15 protein-coding genes and 1 tRNA gene are annotated in these 17,423 nt (G+C 73.8%); 9 read left to right on the plus strand and 7 right to left on the minus strand.

Annotation, left to right across the window (positions count from 1 at the left end):
- Nucleotides 1-85 precede the first annotated feature (85 nt).
- Nucleotides 86-1,384: a glycosyltransferase gene (locus GGQ55_RS16800; protein ID WP_179718614.1), complete on the plus strand. Its 1,299-nt coding sequence runs from the start codon at nucleotides 86-88 to the stop codon at nucleotides 1,382-1,384.
- A gap of 66 nt (nucleotides 1,385-1,450) precedes the next feature.
- Here GGQ55_RS16800 and GGQ55_RS16805 read toward each other — a convergent pair whose 3' ends face one another.
- Nucleotides 1,451-1,843: a hypothetical protein gene (locus GGQ55_RS16805; RefSeq protein ID WP_179718616.1), complete on the minus strand. Its 393-nt coding sequence runs from the start codon at nucleotides 1,841-1,843 to the stop codon at nucleotides 1,451-1,453.
- Between the two features lie 40 nt (nucleotides 1,844-1,883).
- Here GGQ55_RS16805 and GGQ55_RS16810 point away from each other — a divergent pair, with 40 nt between their 5' ends.
- Together GGQ55_RS16810 and GGQ55_RS16815 are read left to right on the plus strand one after the other, a co-directional pair.
- Nucleotides 1,884-2,159, plus strand: a complete 276-nt coding sequence (locus GGQ55_RS16810) for a hypothetical protein (RefSeq protein ID WP_179718618.1) — start codon at nucleotides 1,884-1,886, stop codon at nucleotides 2,157-2,159.
- A 19-nt stretch (nucleotides 2,160-2,178) separates the two neighbouring features.
- Nucleotides 2,179-3,627, plus strand: coding sequence for an amidase (locus GGQ55_RS16815; RefSeq protein ID WP_218859312.1), 1,449 nt, complete (start codon nucleotides 2,179-2,181; stop codon nucleotides 3,625-3,627).
- 1 nt (nucleotide 3,628) lies between these two features.
- Here GGQ55_RS16815 and GGQ55_RS16820 read toward each other — a convergent pair whose 3' ends face one another.
- Nucleotides 3,629-4,753: a flavin-containing monooxygenase gene (locus GGQ55_RS16820; protein ID WP_179718620.1), complete on the minus strand. Its 1,125-nt coding sequence runs from the start codon at nucleotides 4,751-4,753 to the stop codon at nucleotides 3,629-3,631.
- A 166-nt stretch (nucleotides 4,754-4,919) separates the two neighbouring features.
- Entirely contained in the window at nucleotides 4,920-6,551 is a 1,632-nt protein-coding gene (locus GGQ55_RS28495) for a LuxR C-terminal-related transcriptional regulator (RefSeq protein ID WP_179718622.1), read from the minus strand.
- Nucleotides 6,552-6,625: 74 nt separating this feature from the next.
- Here GGQ55_RS28495 and GGQ55_RS16830 point away from each other — a divergent pair.
- Nucleotides 6,626-6,699: transfer RNA gene (locus tag GGQ55_RS16830), tRNA-Pro, on the plus strand.
- Between the two features lie 94 nt (nucleotides 6,700-6,793).
- Entirely contained in the window at nucleotides 6,794-8,194 is a 1,401-nt protein-coding gene (gene tig / locus GGQ55_RS16835) for a trigger factor (protein WP_179718637.1), read from the plus strand.
- A 6-nt stretch (nucleotides 8,195-8,200) separates the two neighbouring features.
- Here tig and GGQ55_RS16840 read toward each other — a convergent pair whose 3' ends face one another.
- Nucleotides 8,201-9,073 (minus strand): class I SAM-dependent methyltransferase, encoded by an 873-nt coding sequence (locus GGQ55_RS16840; protein WP_218859313.1) that lies wholly within the window; start codon nucleotides 9,071-9,073, stop codon nucleotides 8,201-8,203.
- A 151-nt stretch (nucleotides 9,074-9,224) separates the two neighbouring features.
- Here GGQ55_RS16840 and GGQ55_RS16845 point away from each other — a divergent pair, with 151 nt between their 5' ends.
- From GGQ55_RS16845 to GGQ55_RS16860, 4 genes are all read left to right on the plus strand, one after another.
- Nucleotides 9,225-9,860: an ATP-dependent Clp protease proteolytic subunit gene (locus GGQ55_RS16845; protein WP_436277833.1), complete on the plus strand. Its 636-nt coding sequence runs from the start codon at nucleotides 9,225-9,227 to the stop codon at nucleotides 9,858-9,860.
- A 17-nt stretch (nucleotides 9,861-9,877) separates the two neighbouring features.
- Nucleotides 9,878-10,510 (plus strand): ATP-dependent Clp protease proteolytic subunit, encoded by a 633-nt coding sequence (locus tag GGQ55_RS16850; protein WP_179718641.1) that lies wholly within the window; start codon nucleotides 9,878-9,880, stop codon nucleotides 10,508-10,510.
- A 297-nt stretch (nucleotides 10,511-10,807) separates the two neighbouring features.
- On the plus strand, nucleotides 10,808-12,082 hold the full coding sequence (clpX, locus tag GGQ55_RS16855) for an ATP-dependent Clp protease ATP-binding subunit ClpX (RefSeq protein ID WP_179718643.1): 1,275 nt from the start codon (nucleotides 10,808-10,810) through the stop codon (nucleotides 12,080-12,082).
- Nucleotides 12,083-12,226: 144 nt separating this feature from the next.
- Entirely contained in the window at nucleotides 12,227-12,859 is a 633-nt protein-coding gene (locus tag GGQ55_RS16860) for a DUF4230 domain-containing protein (RefSeq protein ID WP_366489537.1), read from the plus strand.
- Nucleotides 12,860-12,958: 99 nt separating this feature from the next.
- On the opposite strand, the gene GGQ55_RS16865 is transcribed toward GGQ55_RS16860, so the two are convergent.
- From GGQ55_RS16865 to GGQ55_RS16875, 3 genes are read right to left on the minus strand one after another with little or no spacing between them, the layout of a single operon-like run.
- Nucleotides 12,959-13,594: an SGNH/GDSL hydrolase family protein gene (locus GGQ55_RS16865; RefSeq protein ID WP_179718647.1), complete on the minus strand. Its 636-nt coding sequence runs from the start codon at nucleotides 13,592-13,594 to the stop codon at nucleotides 12,959-12,961.
- Nucleotides 13,591-16,080, minus strand: a complete 2,490-nt coding sequence (locus GGQ55_RS16870; protein WP_179718649.1) for a bifunctional lysylphosphatidylglycerol flippase/synthetase MprF — start codon at nucleotides 16,078-16,080, stop codon at nucleotides 13,591-13,593. The genes GGQ55_RS16865 and GGQ55_RS16870 overlap by 4 nt, the downstream gene beginning before the upstream one ends.
- On the minus strand, nucleotides 16,077-17,348 hold the full coding sequence (locus GGQ55_RS16875; protein ID WP_179718651.1) for an alpha/beta hydrolase: 1,272 nt from the start codon (nucleotides 17,346-17,348) through the stop codon (nucleotides 16,077-16,079). The genes GGQ55_RS16870 and GGQ55_RS16875 overlap by 4 nt, the downstream gene beginning before the upstream one ends.
- Nucleotides 17,349-17,423 lie beyond the last annotated feature (75 nt).

Consider the following 17,423-nt stretch of genomic DNA (forward strand, 5'->3'; position numbering starts at 1 on the left):
CAGGGTCGCGGCGCGTCGAGCGCCCGTCAAGGGAGTCCCGACACGGTCCTCGGCAACCGAACCGCACCGACCCGAGGAGCACGACATGTCCCGCATCCTGTTCACCACCATGCCGATGGCCGGCCACCTGCGTCCGGGGCTGCCGCTCGCCAAGCAGCTGATCGCCGAGGGGCACGAGGTCGCCTGGTACAGCGGCGCCAACTACGAGGCCGAGATCGCCCGCACGGGGGCGCGGATCTACCGGATGGACCCGGCGCTCGACTTCGACGACACGAAGATCGACGACCGCGCGAACAAGGCCGGCCGCAAGCCCGGGCTGGCCACCCTCAAGTGGGCGATCATGGAGGTCTTCGTCAACCCGATCCCCGCGTGGGTCGAGGAGATCGACCGGGTCCTCGACGACTTCCGGCCCGACGTCGTCGTCGCCGAGCAGGGGTTCATGGCCGGCCCGGTCGCCGGGTACCGCCGCGGCATCCCGAGCGTCGTCTTCTCCGTCTCGCCGCTGGGCATCTCCAGCGTCGACGCCCCGCCGTTCGGCACCGGCCTGCAGCCCGGCTCGCGGTTGCGCAACCGCACGCTGAACTGGGCGCTGCGCAACGTCGTGTTCGCCGCGCCGCAGCGGGCCGCCGAGCAGGTGCTCGAGCGGCTGGGCCTGCCCCGGCGGACGTCGTACTTCATGGACTGGGGCTCGGAGATCGCCGCGAAGTACCTGGTCCCGAGCGTCCCGCAGTTCGAGTACCCGCGGTCGGACCTGCCCGGGACCGTGGAGTTCGTCGGTGCGTTCCTGCCCGGCCCGGCCGCGAGCTGGACGCCGCCCGAGTGGTGGGACGACGTCCTGCAGGCGCACGCCACCGGCCGGCCGATCGTCCTGGTCACGCAGGGCACGATCGCCACCGACCCGGCGAACCTGATCCTGCCGTCGATCTCGGGCCTGGGCGGCGAGGAGCCGCTCGTCGTCGTCACCACCGTCGGCTACGACCCGGACGTCGTCCTGCCGCCCGACCAGCGGCCCGACAACGTGCGGATGGCGCCCTTCATCCCGTTCGGCGAGCTGCTGCCCATGGTCGACGTCCTCGTCACCAACGGCGGCTACGGCGGCGTGCAGCTGGCCCTGGCCAACGGCGTCCCGCTGGTCGTGGCGGGGACGACCGAGGACAAGATGGAGGTCTCGGCCCGCGTGACCTGGGCCGGTGTCGGGATCGCGCTGCGCACCGACACCCCGTCGGCGGAGCAGGTGCGGACGAGCGTATCCGCGGTGCTCTCGCAGCCCTCCTACCGAGCGAAGGCTCGCGAGCTCCAGCAGGCCTACGCCGGCTACCCCGGAGCGACCCGGGCGGCCGACGCGATCCTCGAGGTCGCACGCACTGCCCAGCCGGTCGGTTGACCCGCTCCCGGTCGGCTGGAGGAACGCACCGTCGTCCTGTCCGGACGGCGGTGCGTTCGGCGTGCGTCAGCCGAGGGCGAGCAGGACGCACAGCACGGTGAGGCACGCGGTCAGCGCGCCCATGCCCCAGCGCTCGAGCGGGTGCCGGCCCGCGAGGTTCCCGAGCGTGTTCACCGCGAACAGCGCCGCGAACGCCCAGCACGCGACGGTCAGCGCCGAGTTCTCCGACGCGGTGCCGACCACCCCGCCGCGCAGCAGGAGCAGCCAGCCGATCGCGACCAGCACCACCGCGGTGGCCAGGCTCGCGGCCCGGTGCCTGCTCGGCAGCCGGCCGTCGGGCTGCGCCGCACGACCGCCGTACGCGGCGGCCGCCCACGGCGCCCCCGCGCCCAGCGCGAGCTGGAAGGCGGCGGCGAGCAGCAGCAGAACGCAGGCGGCGATGGCGAGCCCTTCGATCACCGGGTGATCATCTCCTGCGGTCTCGGGTGACAATCGGGGTGTGACGGCAGAGGTCGCGTGCTGGTGCTGCGGACGCAGCCGCCCCGAGTCGGGCGTCGTCCGGCTCGGCAGCCATCCCGAGGTCGCCGTCTGCCTGTCCTGCGCGCACTACCTGCACCAGCAGGCCCGCGGTCGCGAGGACGCGCTGCGCCCGTCACCGGGGGCCCGGGTCCGCGACGTCGGGCGGGCGATCCGCCGCCAGGTGATCCAGCACGGCTGGCAGCACAAGCCCGTGATCGGCCCCGTGCTGAGGTGGCTCGGAAGCCGCATGCCCTGACCGGCTACGTTCCGGGATCGTGACGGAGACCACGTGGCTGGACGCGACGGAGCAGGCGGACCTCGTGCGGCGCGGGGAGGTGAGCCCGGCCGAGCTGGTCGACGAGGCGATCGCCCGCATCGAGAAGGTGAACCCGCAGCTCGACGCGGTGCTCCGCGACCGGTTCGACGCGGCGCGGCAGGACGCCGCGGGCGAGCTGCCCGACGGCCCGTTCCGCGGCGTGCCGATGCTGCTCAAGGACATCGGCTGCCACGTCGCCGGTGACGAGACCCGATACGGCACCTCCTTCCTGGCCGGCGTCCGCTGGCCGACCGACAGCTTCCTGGGCGCGCGCTTCCGCGAGGCCGGGTTCGTCTTCCTCGGGCGCACCAACGTCCCGGAGTTCGGCACCACCGTGACCACCGAGCCGGCCTGCAACCCGCCGGCCCGCAACCCCTGGAACCCGGCGCACTCCACCGGCGGGTCCAGCGGCGGCTCGGCCGCCGCGGTCGCCGCCGGGCTGGTGCCGATCGCGCACGCCAACGACGGCGGCGGCTCGATCCGCATCCCGGCCTCGGAGTGCGGGCTCGTGGGCCTGAAGCCGACCCGCGCCCGCGTCAGCCAGGGCCCCGACATCGGCGAGGGCTGGGCCGGCGCGACCATCGACGGCGTCGTCACCAGGTCGGTCCGCGACTCCGCCGCGGCGCTGGACTGGATCGGCCGGCCGATGCCCGGCGACCCCTACTGGGCCCCGCCGCTGCCGCGCCCGCTCACCGAGGAGCTCGGGGCCCCGCTCGGCCGCCTCAAGGTCGCGCTCCTCGACACCGAGCCGCCGGACACCTACGAGAACTCCCCGCACTGCCGGGCCGCCGTCCAGGCCGCCGGCCGGCTGCTCGAGGAGCTCGGCTGCGCCGTCGAGCCCGGCACGCCGGACGGCATGTTCGACGAGCAGTTCTCGCCGTTCTTCGTCGCCACGATCGCCGGCGACACCGCGCTGACGATCGGCACCTTCGAGAAGTTCGTGCTCGGCCGGCCGATCGCCGACGACGAGCTCGAGCCGCGCAACCAGGTCTACCGGTCGGTCGGCAAGGACATGCTGGCCACCGACTACCTCGGCGCGCGCGGCTGGCTGGGGCAGTGGGTGCGCCGGATGGCCGCGTTCTGGGCGCCGCCGGAGCTCGGCGGCCGCGGCGTCGACCTGCTGGTCACGCCCACCGTCGGCGCGCCCCCACCCGAGCTGGGCTGGTTCACCGCGGACGGCCCCGAGGGCGAGGGGCGGCGGATCAACAGCTTCATCCCGTACACCGCGCAGTTCAACGTCACGGGCCAGCCGGCGATCAGCCTGCCGCTGCACTGGACCGACGACGGCCTGCCGGTCGGCGTGCAGCTGGTCGCCGCGTACGGCCGGGAGGACGTGCTCGTGCGGGTCGCGGCCGCCCTGGAGCAGGCGGCCCCGTGGGCGGGCCGCCGGCCCCAGGTCAGCGCATAACTCACCGGCGGCGGGCGCGGGCCGCGATGTGCGCGGCGATCCGCTTCGCGTCCGTGCCCGCCCCGCCGATGAGCATCGACGCGAACGCCGTCTGGAACAGCAGCCCGACGTAGTAGAGGCCGGGCAGGTCGTCGACGATCCCGCCGTCGCCGCGCGGGTAGCCGTCGTCCCCGGTGGGGTCGGGGGAGACCAGGCCGAACTCCTGCCGGAAGCCGGTGCACCAGACGACGTTGGTCACGTCGAGGACCGTGCCGTCGTCGAGCACCGGGCGGCCGTCGTCCGCACCGGTCGTGCGGGCCTCGCTGAGGTGGACGCCGGCCTCGGCGAGGTCGGCCCGGCGGACCCGCAGCAGTGGCGCGCCGCCCTTGCGGACCTCCGGCTGCATCTTCCGGCCCAGCGGGGTGCGCACCGTCATCACGTGCCTGGCCAGGAAGAACAGCACCGGCAGCGCGAGACGCATGCGGCGGGAGCCGAACGGCACCGGCACCTCCGGCAGCGGCCGGCCCGACAGCCAGACCTCGTGGCCGGCCCGCCGGATCTCCAGGGCGAGGTCGGCGCCGGACTGGCCGGCCCCGACCACCAGCACCGGTCCGGGCAGCAGCTGGCCGGGGTTGCGGTAGCCCGACATGTGCAGCTGGCGGATGCCCGGGTCGAGGTCCGCCGCGACCTCGGGCACGTTGGGGAGCTGCTCCGCGCCGCCGGCGACGACGACGTTCTCCGCGGTGAGCTCGCCCTCGGAGGTGGTCAGCAGCCAGGTGCCGTCGGCCTGCTGGTCGACGGAGCGGACGGCGACGCCGCTGCGGACGTCGATGTCCATGACCTGCGCGTACCGCTCGAGGTGGTCGCCCATGTCGGCGCCGGTCGGGTAGCTCCACTTGGGCGCGGGGGAGGGCAGGCCGGGCAGCCCGTCGTACTGGGCGGGCGAGTTGAGCAGCAGCGAGTCGTAGCGCTGCCGCCACTGGTCGCCGATGCGGGCGTGCTCGTCGAGGACGACGCACGGGACCCCGGCCTTGCCGAGGAAGTACGCGGTGGCGAGCCCGGTCTGACCGGCGCCGACGATCACGGTGCCGAGCCGCTCGGGGGAGAGCTCGGCCGGCTGGACGGGGGAGTGCTGGGTGGTGGTCATGCCGGAGAGCCTGGAGCGGGAACCGTGCCTGCCGCGTCGGCCGAACCGTGCATCTGTGCAGGTCAGGGCATGGGTAGAACTGTGCATGTAAGGACCCCGTCCTCCTCACCCCTCGCAAGCTCGGGGCGAGCCTCGGGACGGGGCCGAGGTGCTCAAAGGAATTCGTTCACATCAGCCCGTGGTCGTAGGCGTAGGCGGTCGCCGCGGCCCGTGAGGGGATGTCGAGCTTGGCGTAGATGTTGGCCAGGTGCCTCGCCACCGTCTTCTCGCTGAGGCTCAGCTCGTTCGCGATCGCGCGGTTGGTGTGGCCGGCGGCGACCAGCCGGACGACCTCCACCTCCCGGGCGGTGAGGGCGCTCGACGGTGCGGGGGACGGGCCGTCGACGGCGGCGAGGTCTCGCGCCGCGCCGAGCCGCTCGAAGCACTCGCGGGCGGCCTCGAACTCCAGGTCGGCCGACTCGGGGTCGCCGAGTTCCCGCAGGCACCGGCCGGCGAGCACCCGGGCCTGTGCGCAGGCGTGCGGCAGGTCGAGCTCGGTCCACCGCTGCTGGGCCTCGCGCAGGACGCCCAGGGCGTCGCCGGGACGGCCGGCGGCGAGCAGCACCGCCCCCTCCGACTGGACGGCGAGCGCGGAGAGCAGGGGAGCGGCCAGCCCGTCGGTGATCGCGCGGAGCTCGCCGGCGGTCGCGGTCGCGGCCGCGACGTCGTCCAGGGCGAGCTCGGCCTCGACCCGGGCGGCGAGCAGCTCGGCCCGGTCCTCGGGGGGCCGCGGTTCGTCACACAGCCGCCGCAGCGTCCGGCACGCCGCCTCCGCCCGGCCTTGGGCGACCCGCAGCCGGGACAGGCCGGGCTCCGGTTGCACCCCGAGCGCGTTGGCCCGGCGGTAGGCGTCCTCGGCCTCGTGGTCGTGCCCCATGAGCCGGTGCACCTCGCCGAGCTGGTAGGCAGCCGAACCGGCCGCGGGCGTCCCGGCCAGCAGGTCCAGCGCACTGCTCGCGTCCGCGAGAGCCGCCGGCCAGTCCCCACCGAGGCTCGACAGCTGCGCCCGGTGCACGAGGCACGCGCCGCGGTAGGCGACGAGGTCGGGGCGCGCCGCGACCCAGCGGTCCAGCGTCGCCGTCCACGACCGGGCCCGGACGACGTCCCGCTGCTGCACGCACGCGGCCACCGAGACGCAGTAGCAGATGCCGACCACGGCGGGTGAGGTCTCGTCCGAGGACACCGAGAGCATGACCTCGTCGAACACGCGGATCGACGCGGCGCGCTCGCCGCGGAACAGCAGCGCGAAGCCGATCGTCAGCCGGGAGAGCGCCGCCGCGTCGGGCTCGCCGGTCGCCAGCGAGAGCCGTTCGCCCTCACGGGCGACGGCCAGAGCCTCCTCGACCCGCTGCTCGTCGAGCAGTTCGTGGCTGCGCCGGGACAGCAGCCAGGCACCGGCCGCGCTGCCGCCCAGGTCGTGCTCCTCGAGGAGCCGCTCGGCCCGGGCGCCCCAGGCGCGGGAGCGCACCAGCTCGCCGGCGTTCTCCAGGGCGAAGCAGTTCGAGACGGCGGCCCGGGCGGCCGCGGCGAAGTCGCCTGCCCGGAGGAACGACTGGTAGGCCCGGCTGATCGCGTTCACGGCCTGCTCGTCGGCCCCGATCAGGTACGCGGCCTCGCCGAGCAGCGCGAGCCCGGTGCCGTCCAGCGGGGTCTGCGCGTCGGCCTCGGCCAGCAGTGCGACGCAGTCCCGCCAGCGGAAGGCGGCGAACAGCTCCCGGGCCTCGTCGAGGACCCGGTCGCCCACCTCGAGGCGCGCCACGCGGCCACGATAGGTTCGCCGTCCCCGCCCGTCACGGCTGTCGCGCGCCGCCGCCGCCTAGACTCGGGCCGCCACGGGGTGTGGCGCAGTTTGGTAGCGCACCCGCTTTGGGAGCGGGGGGCCGTGGGTTCAAATCCCGCCACCCCGACATCAGTCCCGGCTCCGTAGACTCAGAGCCGATTCCGCGCGTCCATGTCCCGGACGACGCCGTCCCCACACTGCGATCGAGGAGCACTGCCGCTGTGAAGAGCACCATCGAGGAACTCGGCCCCACGCGGGTCAAGATGGCGATCGAGGTGCCGTGGGGGGACCTGGACCACGCCTTCGGTGAGGTCTACAAGGAGCTCGGCCGCCAGGTCCGCATCCCCGGCTTCCGTCCCGGCAAGGTGCCCAACCGGATCCTCGACCAGCGGCTCGGCCGTCCCGTCGTCCTGGAGCAGGTCGTCCAGCACGCGATCCCCGAGGTCTACTCCGAGGTCGTCCGCGAGAACCAGGTGCGCGTGCTCGGCCAGCCCGACATCGAGGTGACCCGCCTCGACGACAACGACACCCTCGCCTTCACCGCCGAGGTCGACGTCGCCCCGCAGCTCGAGCTGCCCGACCTCGACGACCTGGCGGTCACCGTCGACGACGTCGCGGTCACCGACGAGGAGATCGACCAGCAGGTCGACGTCATGCGCGAGCGGTTCGCCATGCTCACCGGCGTCGAGCGCGCGGCCGAGGACGGCGACTACGTCTCCATCGACCTCGAGGCGAAGCTGGACGGCGAGGTGCTGGAGGACGGCACCACCACCGGCATGTCCTACGAGGTCGGCTCCGGCAACCTCATGGACGGCCTGGACGACGCCATCCGCGGGCTGTCCGCCGACGAGTCGAAGACCTTCACCACCCCGCTGCTGTCCGGCCCGAACGCCGGTCAGGACGCCGAGGTCACGGTGACCGTCCGCTCGGTCAAGGCCAAGGAGCTGCCCGAGCTCGACGACGAGTTCGCCTCGACCGCCAGCGAGTTCGACACCCTCGACGAGCTCAAGGACGACGTCCGCCAGCGGCTGCAGCGGGTGAAGACCCTGCAGCAGGGCGCCGAGGCCCGCGACAAGCTGGTCGAGCACCTCATCGAGACCATCGAGGTGCCGATCCCCGAGAACCTCGTCGAGCGCGAGGTCCAGTGGCGCGGCCAGACCCTGCAGCAGGAGCTCGCCCAGGCCGGCATGAACTGGGACGACTACTTCTCCGCGGCCGGCGTCGAGAACCGCGAGGCCTACGACGCCGACCTGCGCACCAACGTGACCCAGGCGGTCAAGACGCAGTTCATCCTCGACGCGATCGCCGACGCCCGTGAGGTCACCGTCGACAACGACGACCTCTCCGCGCAGATCATCGCCGCGGCGCAGCGCAACCGGATGAGCCCCGAGCAGTACGCCGGGCAGCTGCAGCAGTCGGGCAACATCGCCGAGTTCGTCGCCGACGTGCGCCGCACCAAGGCGCTGGCCCAGCTGCTCGAGAAGACGACGATCACCGACGCCTCCGGCAACGTGGTCGACCTCGAGTCGCTGCGCCCGCAGACGGTGCAGGCCGAGGACGCCGACGCCGACGCCGACGCCGAGCCGGCCGAGGCGGAGTCCCAGGACGACGCGGAGCGCTGACGCCTCCTACCGGTGGCGCGCCACCGCGACCCGGCCGTTGGTCAGGGAGCGGCGGTGCGCCGCCGGTGAGCCCAGGCGCCCGGCGATCGCCAGCAGGTCGTCGTCCGTGACGACGGCGAAGCCGTGCTCGGCCAGCAGCCGGGCCATGGCCGTCGGGCTCCAGAGCGAGCGCCACGGCTCGGCGGCCAGCGGGTCGGGGGTCCGGGTCAGCCGCATCACCAGCCCGGAGAGCCGCCGGCCGGCGGTCGCCGTCCACGACCGGGTCTGGTACTGGACGACGGCGACGCTGCCCGGCGCCGAGCGCTCCGCGAGCGCGGCGACCGTGGCCCGCACGTCGCCGGCCGTCAGGTAGGGGACGACGCCCTCCCACACCCACGTCGTCGGCGCGGCCGGGTCGTGGCCGGCCCGCGTGAGCGCCGGGCCGAGGTCGTCGGTGCTCAGGTCGACGGGCACGAACTCGAGCCGGCCCAGCGGCGTCAGGTCGGCGGCGCGTTCCCGGGCCTCGGCCTGCGACGCCGGGTGGTCGACGGCGAAGGTCACGGCGTCGCGCAGCGCGGCCAGCCGCCAGGGCCGGGTGTCCAGCCCCGCGCCGAGGATCACGACCTGCCGGTGCCCGGCGTCGGCGATCGCGTCGTCGATGGCGACGGTGCGCGCGACCATGCCCTCCGCGACGGCGCGCAGCCTCTCCACGATCAGGCGTTCCCGCACGTCGGCCGGGTCGTCCGCGGCCCGGGCCAGGGCGACCTCGCGCCGCTCGTCGTCCTCCAGCAGGCGTACCGCCACGGGGTCGGCGAACCTGCCGACGGCCGCCCGGCCGTCGGCGACGGCCCGTCCCTGGCAGACGAGGACGGCGGTGCGGCTGGCGCGGGCGGTCTCCACGGACCGCCATCCTCCGCCGGGCGCTGCGCCCACGGCGAACACCGCCCTTCGGAGGACTGCCGCCGTCCGGGCGCGCGTTAGGGTCGACAGGACCCAGGCGAACTCATAGCCGGTCCGACCGCGCACCAGTCCAACGGAGGTCATTCCACCCGTGAGCACCGACCCGAACACGGCGGGCGCGCCCATGCTGCGCGCCGCGGCCGGAGGGATGAATCTCAACGACTCGGTCTACGAGCGTCTCCTGCGCGAACGGATCATCTTCCTCGGCAGCCAGGTCGACGACGTGATCGCCAACCAGCTCGCCGCGCAGATGCTGCTGCTGTCGGCGGAGGACCCGAAGCGCGACATCCACCTCTACATCAACTCGCCCGGCGGCTCGGTGACCGCAGGCATGGCGATCTACGACACCATGCAGTTCATCGACTGCGACGTCGCCACCTACGGCATGGGCCTGGCCGCCTCGATGGGCCAGTTCCTGCTCACCGCCGGCACCAAGGGCAAGCGCTACGCCCTGCCGCACGCGCGGATCATGATGCACCAGCCCTCCGCCGGCGTCGGCGGCACGGCCTCGGACATCGCGATCCAGGCCGACCTGTTCCGCCGGACGAAGCGCGAGCTCAACGAGCTCCAGGCCTTCCACACCGGCCAGTCGGTCGAGCAGATCAACAAGGACTCCGACCGCGACCGCTGGTTCACCGCGGCCGAGGCCCTCGAGTACGGCTTCGTCGATCACGTCGTGAGCAGGGCGGCCATGACCGACAGCGCCAACCCGGTCACCGACAACTGAGTCCGGAGGACACCGACATGAGCTTCCAGATGCCCTCCAGCCGCTACATCCTGCCCTCCTTCGTGGAGCGCACGAGCTACGGCATGAAGGAGTCCAACCCGTACAACAAGCTCTTCGAGGAGCGGATCATCTTCCTCGGGGTGCAGATCGACGACGCCTCGGCCAACGACGTGATGGCCCAGCTGCTGACGCTGGAGTCCACCGACCCCGACCGCGACATCACGATCTACATCAACTCGCCCGGCGGCTCGTTCACGTCGCTCATGGCGATCTACGACACGATGATGTTCATCCGGCCCGACATCCAGACCGTCTGCATGGGCCAGGCCGCCTCGGCCGCCGCCGTCCTGCTGTCGGCCGGCACGCCGGGCAAGCGCCTGGCGCTGCCCTACTCCCGGGTGCTCATCCACCAGCCCTCCGGCGAGGCCGGCGGTCAGGTCACCGACCTGGAGATCCACGCCGCCGAGATCGAGCGGGTGCGCACGCAGATGGAGGAGATCCTGGCGCGGCACACCGGCCGCTCCCAGGACCAGATCCGGGCCGACATCGACCGGGACAAGATCCTGACGGCCGAGGAGGCGAAGGCCTACGGCATCGTCGACGAGGTCATCCAGAGCCGGAAGCTGAACGCGCTGCCCGCGAGCGCCTGATCGGCGAAACGGGACGGGCCGGGACTACGCGAATCGGGGTTCCGGCCCGTACCGTCAAGGGGCCCAGGAAGCACAGGCGACAGATGTGGTTCGACGGCCGGACGGGGTGCGTCACTACCCCGGAGGGCCGGAAGGAGCCGGTACGTTCGGCGGGCGCCCGATACCCGGCCGGACGCGCCGGGAGGGGAGCCTCGCGGAGCGGATCGCCAGAGCGGGGTCGCACGGGGCGAACACGAGCACGGCAAGCACATATGGGGCACTTCCCACGAGGCCCTGAACCGAGGTGGAGGTCAGCTGGTGGCACGAATCGGTGAGAGCGGCGACCTGCTCAAGTGCTCTTTCTGCGGCAAGAGCCAGAAGCAGGTCAAGAAGCTCATCGCGGGCCCCGGGGTCTACATCTGCGACGAGTGCATCGACCTCTGCAACGAGATCATCGAGGAAGAGCTCTCCGAGTCCTCGGACCTGAAGTTCGACGAGCTGCCGAAGCCGAAGGAGATCCACGACTTCCTCGAGCAGTACGTCATCGGCCAGGACAAGGCCAAGCGCGCGCTGTCGGTCGCCGTCTACAACCACTACAAGCGGATCCAGGCCGGCGGTGAGCGGGCCAGCCGTGACGAGTCGGTCGAGCTGGCCAAGTCGAACATCCTGCTCATGGGCCCCACCGGCTGCGGCAAGACGCACCTCGCGCAGACCCTGGCCCGGATGCTGAACGTGCCGTTCGCGATCGCCGACGCCACCGCCCTCACCGAGGCCGGCTACGTCGGTGAGGACGTCGAGAACATCCTGCTCAAGCTGATCCAGGCCGCCGACTACGACGTCAAGCGCGCCGAGACGGGGATCATCTACATCGACGAGGTCGACAAGATCGCCCGCAAGAGCGAGAACCCGTCGATCACCCGCGACGTCTCCGGCGAGGGCGTCCAGCAGGCGCTGTTGAAGATCCTCGAGGGCACCACCGCCTCGGTTCCCCCGCAGGGTGGTCGCAAGCACCCGCACCAGGAGTTCATCCAGATCGACACGACGAACGTGCTGTTCATCGTGGGCGGTGCCTTCGCCGGGCTGGAGAAGGTGATCGAGCAGCGGATCGGCAAGCAGGGCATCGGCTTCGGCGCCGAGATCCGCGGCAAGAAGGAGCTCGAGGAGGCCAACGCCTTCGCCGAGGTCATGCCGGAGGACCTGCTCAAGTTCGGCATGATCCCCGAGTTCATCGGCCGGCTCCCCGTGATCACCAGCGTGCAGAAGCTGGACCGCGAGGCGCTGATCCAGATCCTCACCGAGCCCAAGAACGCCCTGGTCCGCCAGTACCGCAAGCTCTTCGAGCTCGACGGGGTCGACCTGGAGTTCACCGACGACGCCCTCGAGGCGATCGCCGACCAGGCCATCCTCCGCGGCACCGGCGCCCGCGGGCTGCGCGCGATCATGGAGGAGGTGCTCCAGTCGGTGATGTACGACGTCCCCAGCCGGGACGACGTCGCCACCGTGGTCATCTCCAAGGAGGTCGTGCTCGAGCACGTCAACCCGACGATCGTGCCGCGCAAGCCGGCCCGCGCCCCGCGCGAGAAGTCGGCCTAGTTCTCGCTTCCCGGCGGCCCGTACCCCCTGTGGGGTACGGGCCGTCGTGCGTTTACCCGGCAACACGCTGCGGGAACGGGAATGGTCGTGCACAACCCGGCGCTGCACCACGCGATCCCCCCGCCGACCCCAGGGAGACCGCCCGTGCCCCGTTCCCGCCGCCTCGTCCTGCCCACCGTCCTCGGCCTGGCCGTCGCCGGCCTCGGGTTCTACGCGCTGAACAGCGTCAGCAACCCGCTGGAGGAGAAGGTGATCGACCGCAGCACGACCCCGTTGCTGCTGGCGCTCGACGACCTGCACGAGTACCACGCGGCGACCGGCACGTTCCAGGTCGTGGTCGACCAGGAGCGGGACACCCCGTGGGTGCCGGCCGCGATCAGCGGCGAGCGGACGCAGCTGCTGGCCACCGGCACGGTCGACGCCTACGTCGACTTCGGCTCGCTGGACACCGACGGCGTGCAGCTGTCCGCCGACGGGAAGACCGCGACGATCACGCTTCCGGCGCCGGAGCTCGGCGACGCGTCCGTGGACCCCGCGCAGAGCCGGGTGCTGGACCGCGACCGCGGGATCGTGCAGCGCATCGGCGACGCGGTGGAGAACGACACCACCGACGACACGGCGCTCTACCGGTCGGCGGAGCGCCGGCTGTCGAGCGCGGCCGCGGCCAGCGACCTGCTGCACCGCGCCGAGGACAACACCCGCCAGATGCTCACCGGCCTGGCGCGCTCCCTCGGCGTCCAGCGCGTCACCGTCACCTTCGCCGCCGACCCCGCCTGAGCTCTGAACGCCTGAGGCCGCCGCTCTTGCGGTCGTCCTCGTGCTCCTGCGGTCCTGCAGCGCCGCAAGAGCACGCGGAAGACCGCAAGAGCCGGGGGCTCAGCGCACGAGGTCCCGGTGCAGGGCCTGGCCGATCAGCCGGGCCGCGCGCACGGTGGGGTGGACGCCGTCGTCGGTCATCCCGGGCGCGTAGTGCCCGCCGCCGTCCCGGATCTGCGTCATCGGGTCGACCAGCTGCCAGCCCTCGCTGCGGGCCAGGGCGGGCAGCTGCGCGTTGAAGGCCTGCACGTCGGCGGCGACGGCGTCCTCGGGCGGGATGGTCGAGAGCACGACCCGGGAGATGCCGGCGTCCCGGGCGATCGCGCGCAGGTGGTCGGCGGCCTCGGCGAACGGCACGCCGGCGTCCACGTCGTTGCTGCCGGCCATCAGCACGAGGACGTCGGCGTGGCGCATCGTCGACTCCGCCACCAGCTCGCTCACCCCGAGCAGCATGTCGGCGGTCGTCGCGCCGGCGTGCGCCCAGCCGCCGAGCATCAGGACGGGCGCCTGATCGGTGTACCAGGCCCACGACCCGCTCCCGAGATCGCCGTCGTCGAAGTCGGGGGAGTCCGCCTCGGTGATCGAGTCGCCCACCGCGAACACCGACAGCGTGGCGTTGGTGCTCGCCGAATCGACCGGCCGGCAGCCGGTCAGGCAGGCCAGGACCAGGAGGAGCGCCCAGGCGGCCCGCCTCACGCGCGAACCGGCGCCGGCTGCTCGGGACTGCGCACGGGACGCCGATGCCCCCGCACCAGTGCCTCGGTCAGCCGCGCGGCCTGCGGCAGGGACAGGTCCGGCAGGTAGGCCCGCGACACCGCCTGGGCGATCCGCGGGAGGTCGGCGGTGCCGGGGTAGACCAGCCACAGCGGGCGGTAGCGCGGCTGGAACTTGGCCTTGAAGGCGAGCAGCGACCGGAAGCCGTAGACCGGTTCCATGAGCCGGCCGGCGGCGGTCAGCAGGCGGGTCAGCCCGCTGCCGTCCCCGCTGCCCGGCGGCAGGGCCAGGGGAGCGCCCGACAGGCTGGTGAACTCGGCGCCTTCCTCCTGGAAGGTCAGCAGCGCCGTGGCGATCAGGAACTCGACGACGCCCGGCGGGGCGGTGCGCGCCCGGCGCATGACGTCGAGCGTCCACCCCACCGGCCGGCCGGCCCGGCGCGCGGGCAGCCAGCTGGTCAGGCCCAGGACCTCGCCGTCCCGACCGACCGCGACCAGGCACCGGACGGCGTCGTCGGCGAGCTCGTCCAGGCCGCCGAGCGTGAAGCCCATCTCCGGCAGGCCCTTGTCGGCCAGCCACTCCTCCGACAGCCGGGCCAGCTGCTCCCGGAGGGCCAGCGGAGCCTCCGACCAGGAGGTCCATCGCGCCTCGACGCCTTCGCGCCGGGCGCGGTTGAGCGCGGTCCGCACGTCCTGCCACCGGCGCCCGGTGAACGACAGGCCGGCCAGCGGCAGCCACGTCTCCGCCGCCACCTGCAGCCGCCGCGCGCCCGTCCCGACCAGCGCGTCGGCCACCTCGTCGGTCACGGCGTACCAGCACGGCGTCCACCCGTGCTCCTCGCACCAGTCGGTGAAGCGCAGGACGGCGGCGCGGCGGGCGGCGGGCGGGCCGACCGGGTCGCCGGTGGTGAGCGCGACCCCGCCCACCACCCGGTAGGCGACCACCGCGGCGCCGTCGTCGGCGAACCAGTAGCGGTTGCCCACCCACGTGGTCATGAACGAGAGCGGGCCCTCGCCGTGGCGGTCGACCAGCGCCCGCGCCCGGACCGCGTCCCCGGTGGGCGGCGCCGGGCGGACGACGAAGATCGCGGTCGCGAGCAGGACCGTCCACATCGCGACCCCGGTCCAGTCCGCGAGCAGCCGGGCACTGCCGTGCAGCGAGACCAGGCGCGGGACGATCTCGCCCAGGTACCCCGGCGGCAGCATGCGCGAGGGCAGGTCCAGCAGCAGCGCCCCGGCCGACGGCGGCCGGACCAGCGCGCCGCTCACCATCGATCCGGCGGACACGTACGCGACCGCGACGACCGTGATGCCCAGTCCGGCGGCGAGCAGCCAGCGCCGTCCCGATCCCGGCCGGGCGCGGACGTCGAAGCGGCTGCGGGTCACCACGAGCAGCACCAGCACCGCCAGCGGTGCCACCAGCGGGGCGACGACGGACGCCGCCGGCAGGCTGCCGGGCCGCACCCCGAGCATCGGCAGCTCCTCGGCCGGGGTGGCGACGACGGTCAGGACGACGAGCGCGCCGACCACGCTGAGCGCGCTGCTGAGCAGGACCGCCCCGCCCCAGGCCGCCCGCCGTCCCCGCCGCAGGCCCTCGGCGAGCACGAGCTGCAGCACGACCGGCAGCACCGACAGCAGCGCGGGGCCGTGCCCGGTGAGCCGCGCCCGCGCCTCGAGCACCCGGCAGTCCGCGCGGTCGCCGCCGGGGCCGCAGACCGCGTGCAGCAGCGCGTGGTCCGGCGGGGCCGAGACGAACAGGTGGGAGACCACGGCCCAGGGCCCGTCCGGCGTGCGCGACAGCGCCGCGAGCAGCGGGCCGAGCGCCGTCACCGTCAGCACGATCGCGACCAGCGCGCGGCCTTCCCGCCGGCTGGGGTGCGGCGCCGTCACCTCCTGCACCGGGCCCAGCAGGAGGCCCGCGCCGAGGCCCAGCAGCCAGCCGCAGAGCCGGACGACGTCGCCGGTCGTGCCGGAGTAGAGGACCAGGGCGGTGAGCGTCAGCGTGAGCAGCAGCCGCACCCGCCGCCGCCACAGCGCGGGGGAGCGGGCGGTGGCCAGCCCGGCGGCGGCGAGGACCCCCGCGAACGGCCCGAGCACCACGATCCCGCTGATCTCCCGCGCCCAAGTGTCCCCGGCGGCGGCCAGGGCGCCGACGACGGCCAGCCCGATCGCCGTCCCCAGGACCTGCCCGGCCGCGAGCGCGCCGAGCGCCGGCCGGCTGCCCAGCCGCCGCTCGGCCGGGCCGAGCAGGACGACGGTGGCCAGCACCGCCACCACCAGGGACGACGTGTCGGCGCACCACGCGGCCGAGGTGAGCCAGCCCGACACCGGACCGCGGACCGCGGCGCCGATCTCGCGGCGCAGGGCCGGATCGGCACCCGTCGTCCCGGTGAGCACCGCGGTGCCGATCAGCACGAGCAGGACGCTCGCCGTGAGCGGGAAGCGGCGCAGCGCGCCCAGGGCCCTCACGCCGTCAGCCCCTGCCGGGCCGCCAGCCAGGGCAGCGCGTCCTGGAGCGCCTGGCCCCAGACGCGCCACTCGTGCGTGCCCGGGACCTCCTCGGTGGTGATCGCCATGCCGGCGTTGCGCGCCGCCGCCGCGACGGCCCGCTGCTGCGGCAGGTACCGGGAGTCCTGGGCGCCCACGGCCAGGAAGCCGGCCGACCCCGCGTACGAGCGGCGCGCGAGCTCCTGCAGCGGGTTGATCGCGGCGAAGGCCTGCGCGTTGCCGCCGAAGGCCACCTCCACGGTCCGGGCGTGGCTGCCGAGGGTGGGTGCCTCCTGGCCCGAGGCGTCGAAGAAGGTGGGGAACAGGTCGGGGTGCGCGACGGCGAGCTGCAAGGCGCACGTGCCGCCGTAGGACAGCCCGCCGACCGCCCATCCGGCGTGGTCGGGGGTGACCTGCAGGTGCGTGCTCACCCAGCTCACGACGTCCTGGGAGAGGTAGGTGTCGGCCCGGCCGAGCGCGGAGTCGGTGCAGAGGGGGTTGGCGAGCTGCCCGCCGGTGCCGTCGGGCATCACGACGACCGGGGCGAGCCCGTGGTGCGCGGCGGCGAAGGCGTCCATGCGCTGGGCCAGCCGGCCGCCGTCGAGCCAGTCTCGCGGTCCGCCGGGCTGGCCGTTGATCAGCACGAGCACGGGCAGCAGCGGGTGGTGGGCGACGAGGTAGGCCGGGGGCACGTAGAGCCACGCGGGGCGCGCCGGGAACCCCGATCGCGTGGCCGGGATGACGACCTGCGTCACGTCCCCGTGCGCGGGCAGGGCCGCCGGGGGCGTCGGGGTCGGGCCCAGGACGGCGGACGCCGGCACCTGATCGCGCGGGGCGACCTGCAGCGCCGTCGCCACGGTCGGATAGGCGCCGAAGACGGTGTCGATGCCGTCGGCGGCACCGAGGACGACGAGCAGCGCCCCGGCGACCGCCAGCGATCGGATCCACCAGCGCTGCCGCCGCCAGCCGAGCCCCAGCAGGAGCAGCGCCAGGACGCCCGTGCCCACCCAGGCGTAGACCACGGGCGGCAGCGCGTCAGGCCACGGCTCGGTGACGTCGAGCCACGTCCGCACCCCGAGGACGACGACGCCGGCCGCGACCACGGCTGCGGCCACCGCCCGCATCCACCACGGCCGGCCCCGGCGCAGGAATCCCAGCCCGAGGAGGGCGGCCACGGACCCCGCGAGCAGTCCGACGTGCAACGGGCCGCGGACCAGCGACAACCCGAGCAGCCAGTTCCAGCCGTGCACGCCGTGGACCTCCCAGCTCCCGGCCGTTCACGGTGGCCACACAGGCTGGGAGATCCCTCGGTCCCGGCTGAGGGA

Source organism: Petropleomorpha daqingensis, assembly GCF_013408985.1.
Taxonomy (GTDB): Bacteria; Actinomycetota; Actinomycetes; order Mycobacteriales; family Geodermatophilaceae; genus Petropleomorpha; species Petropleomorpha daqingensis.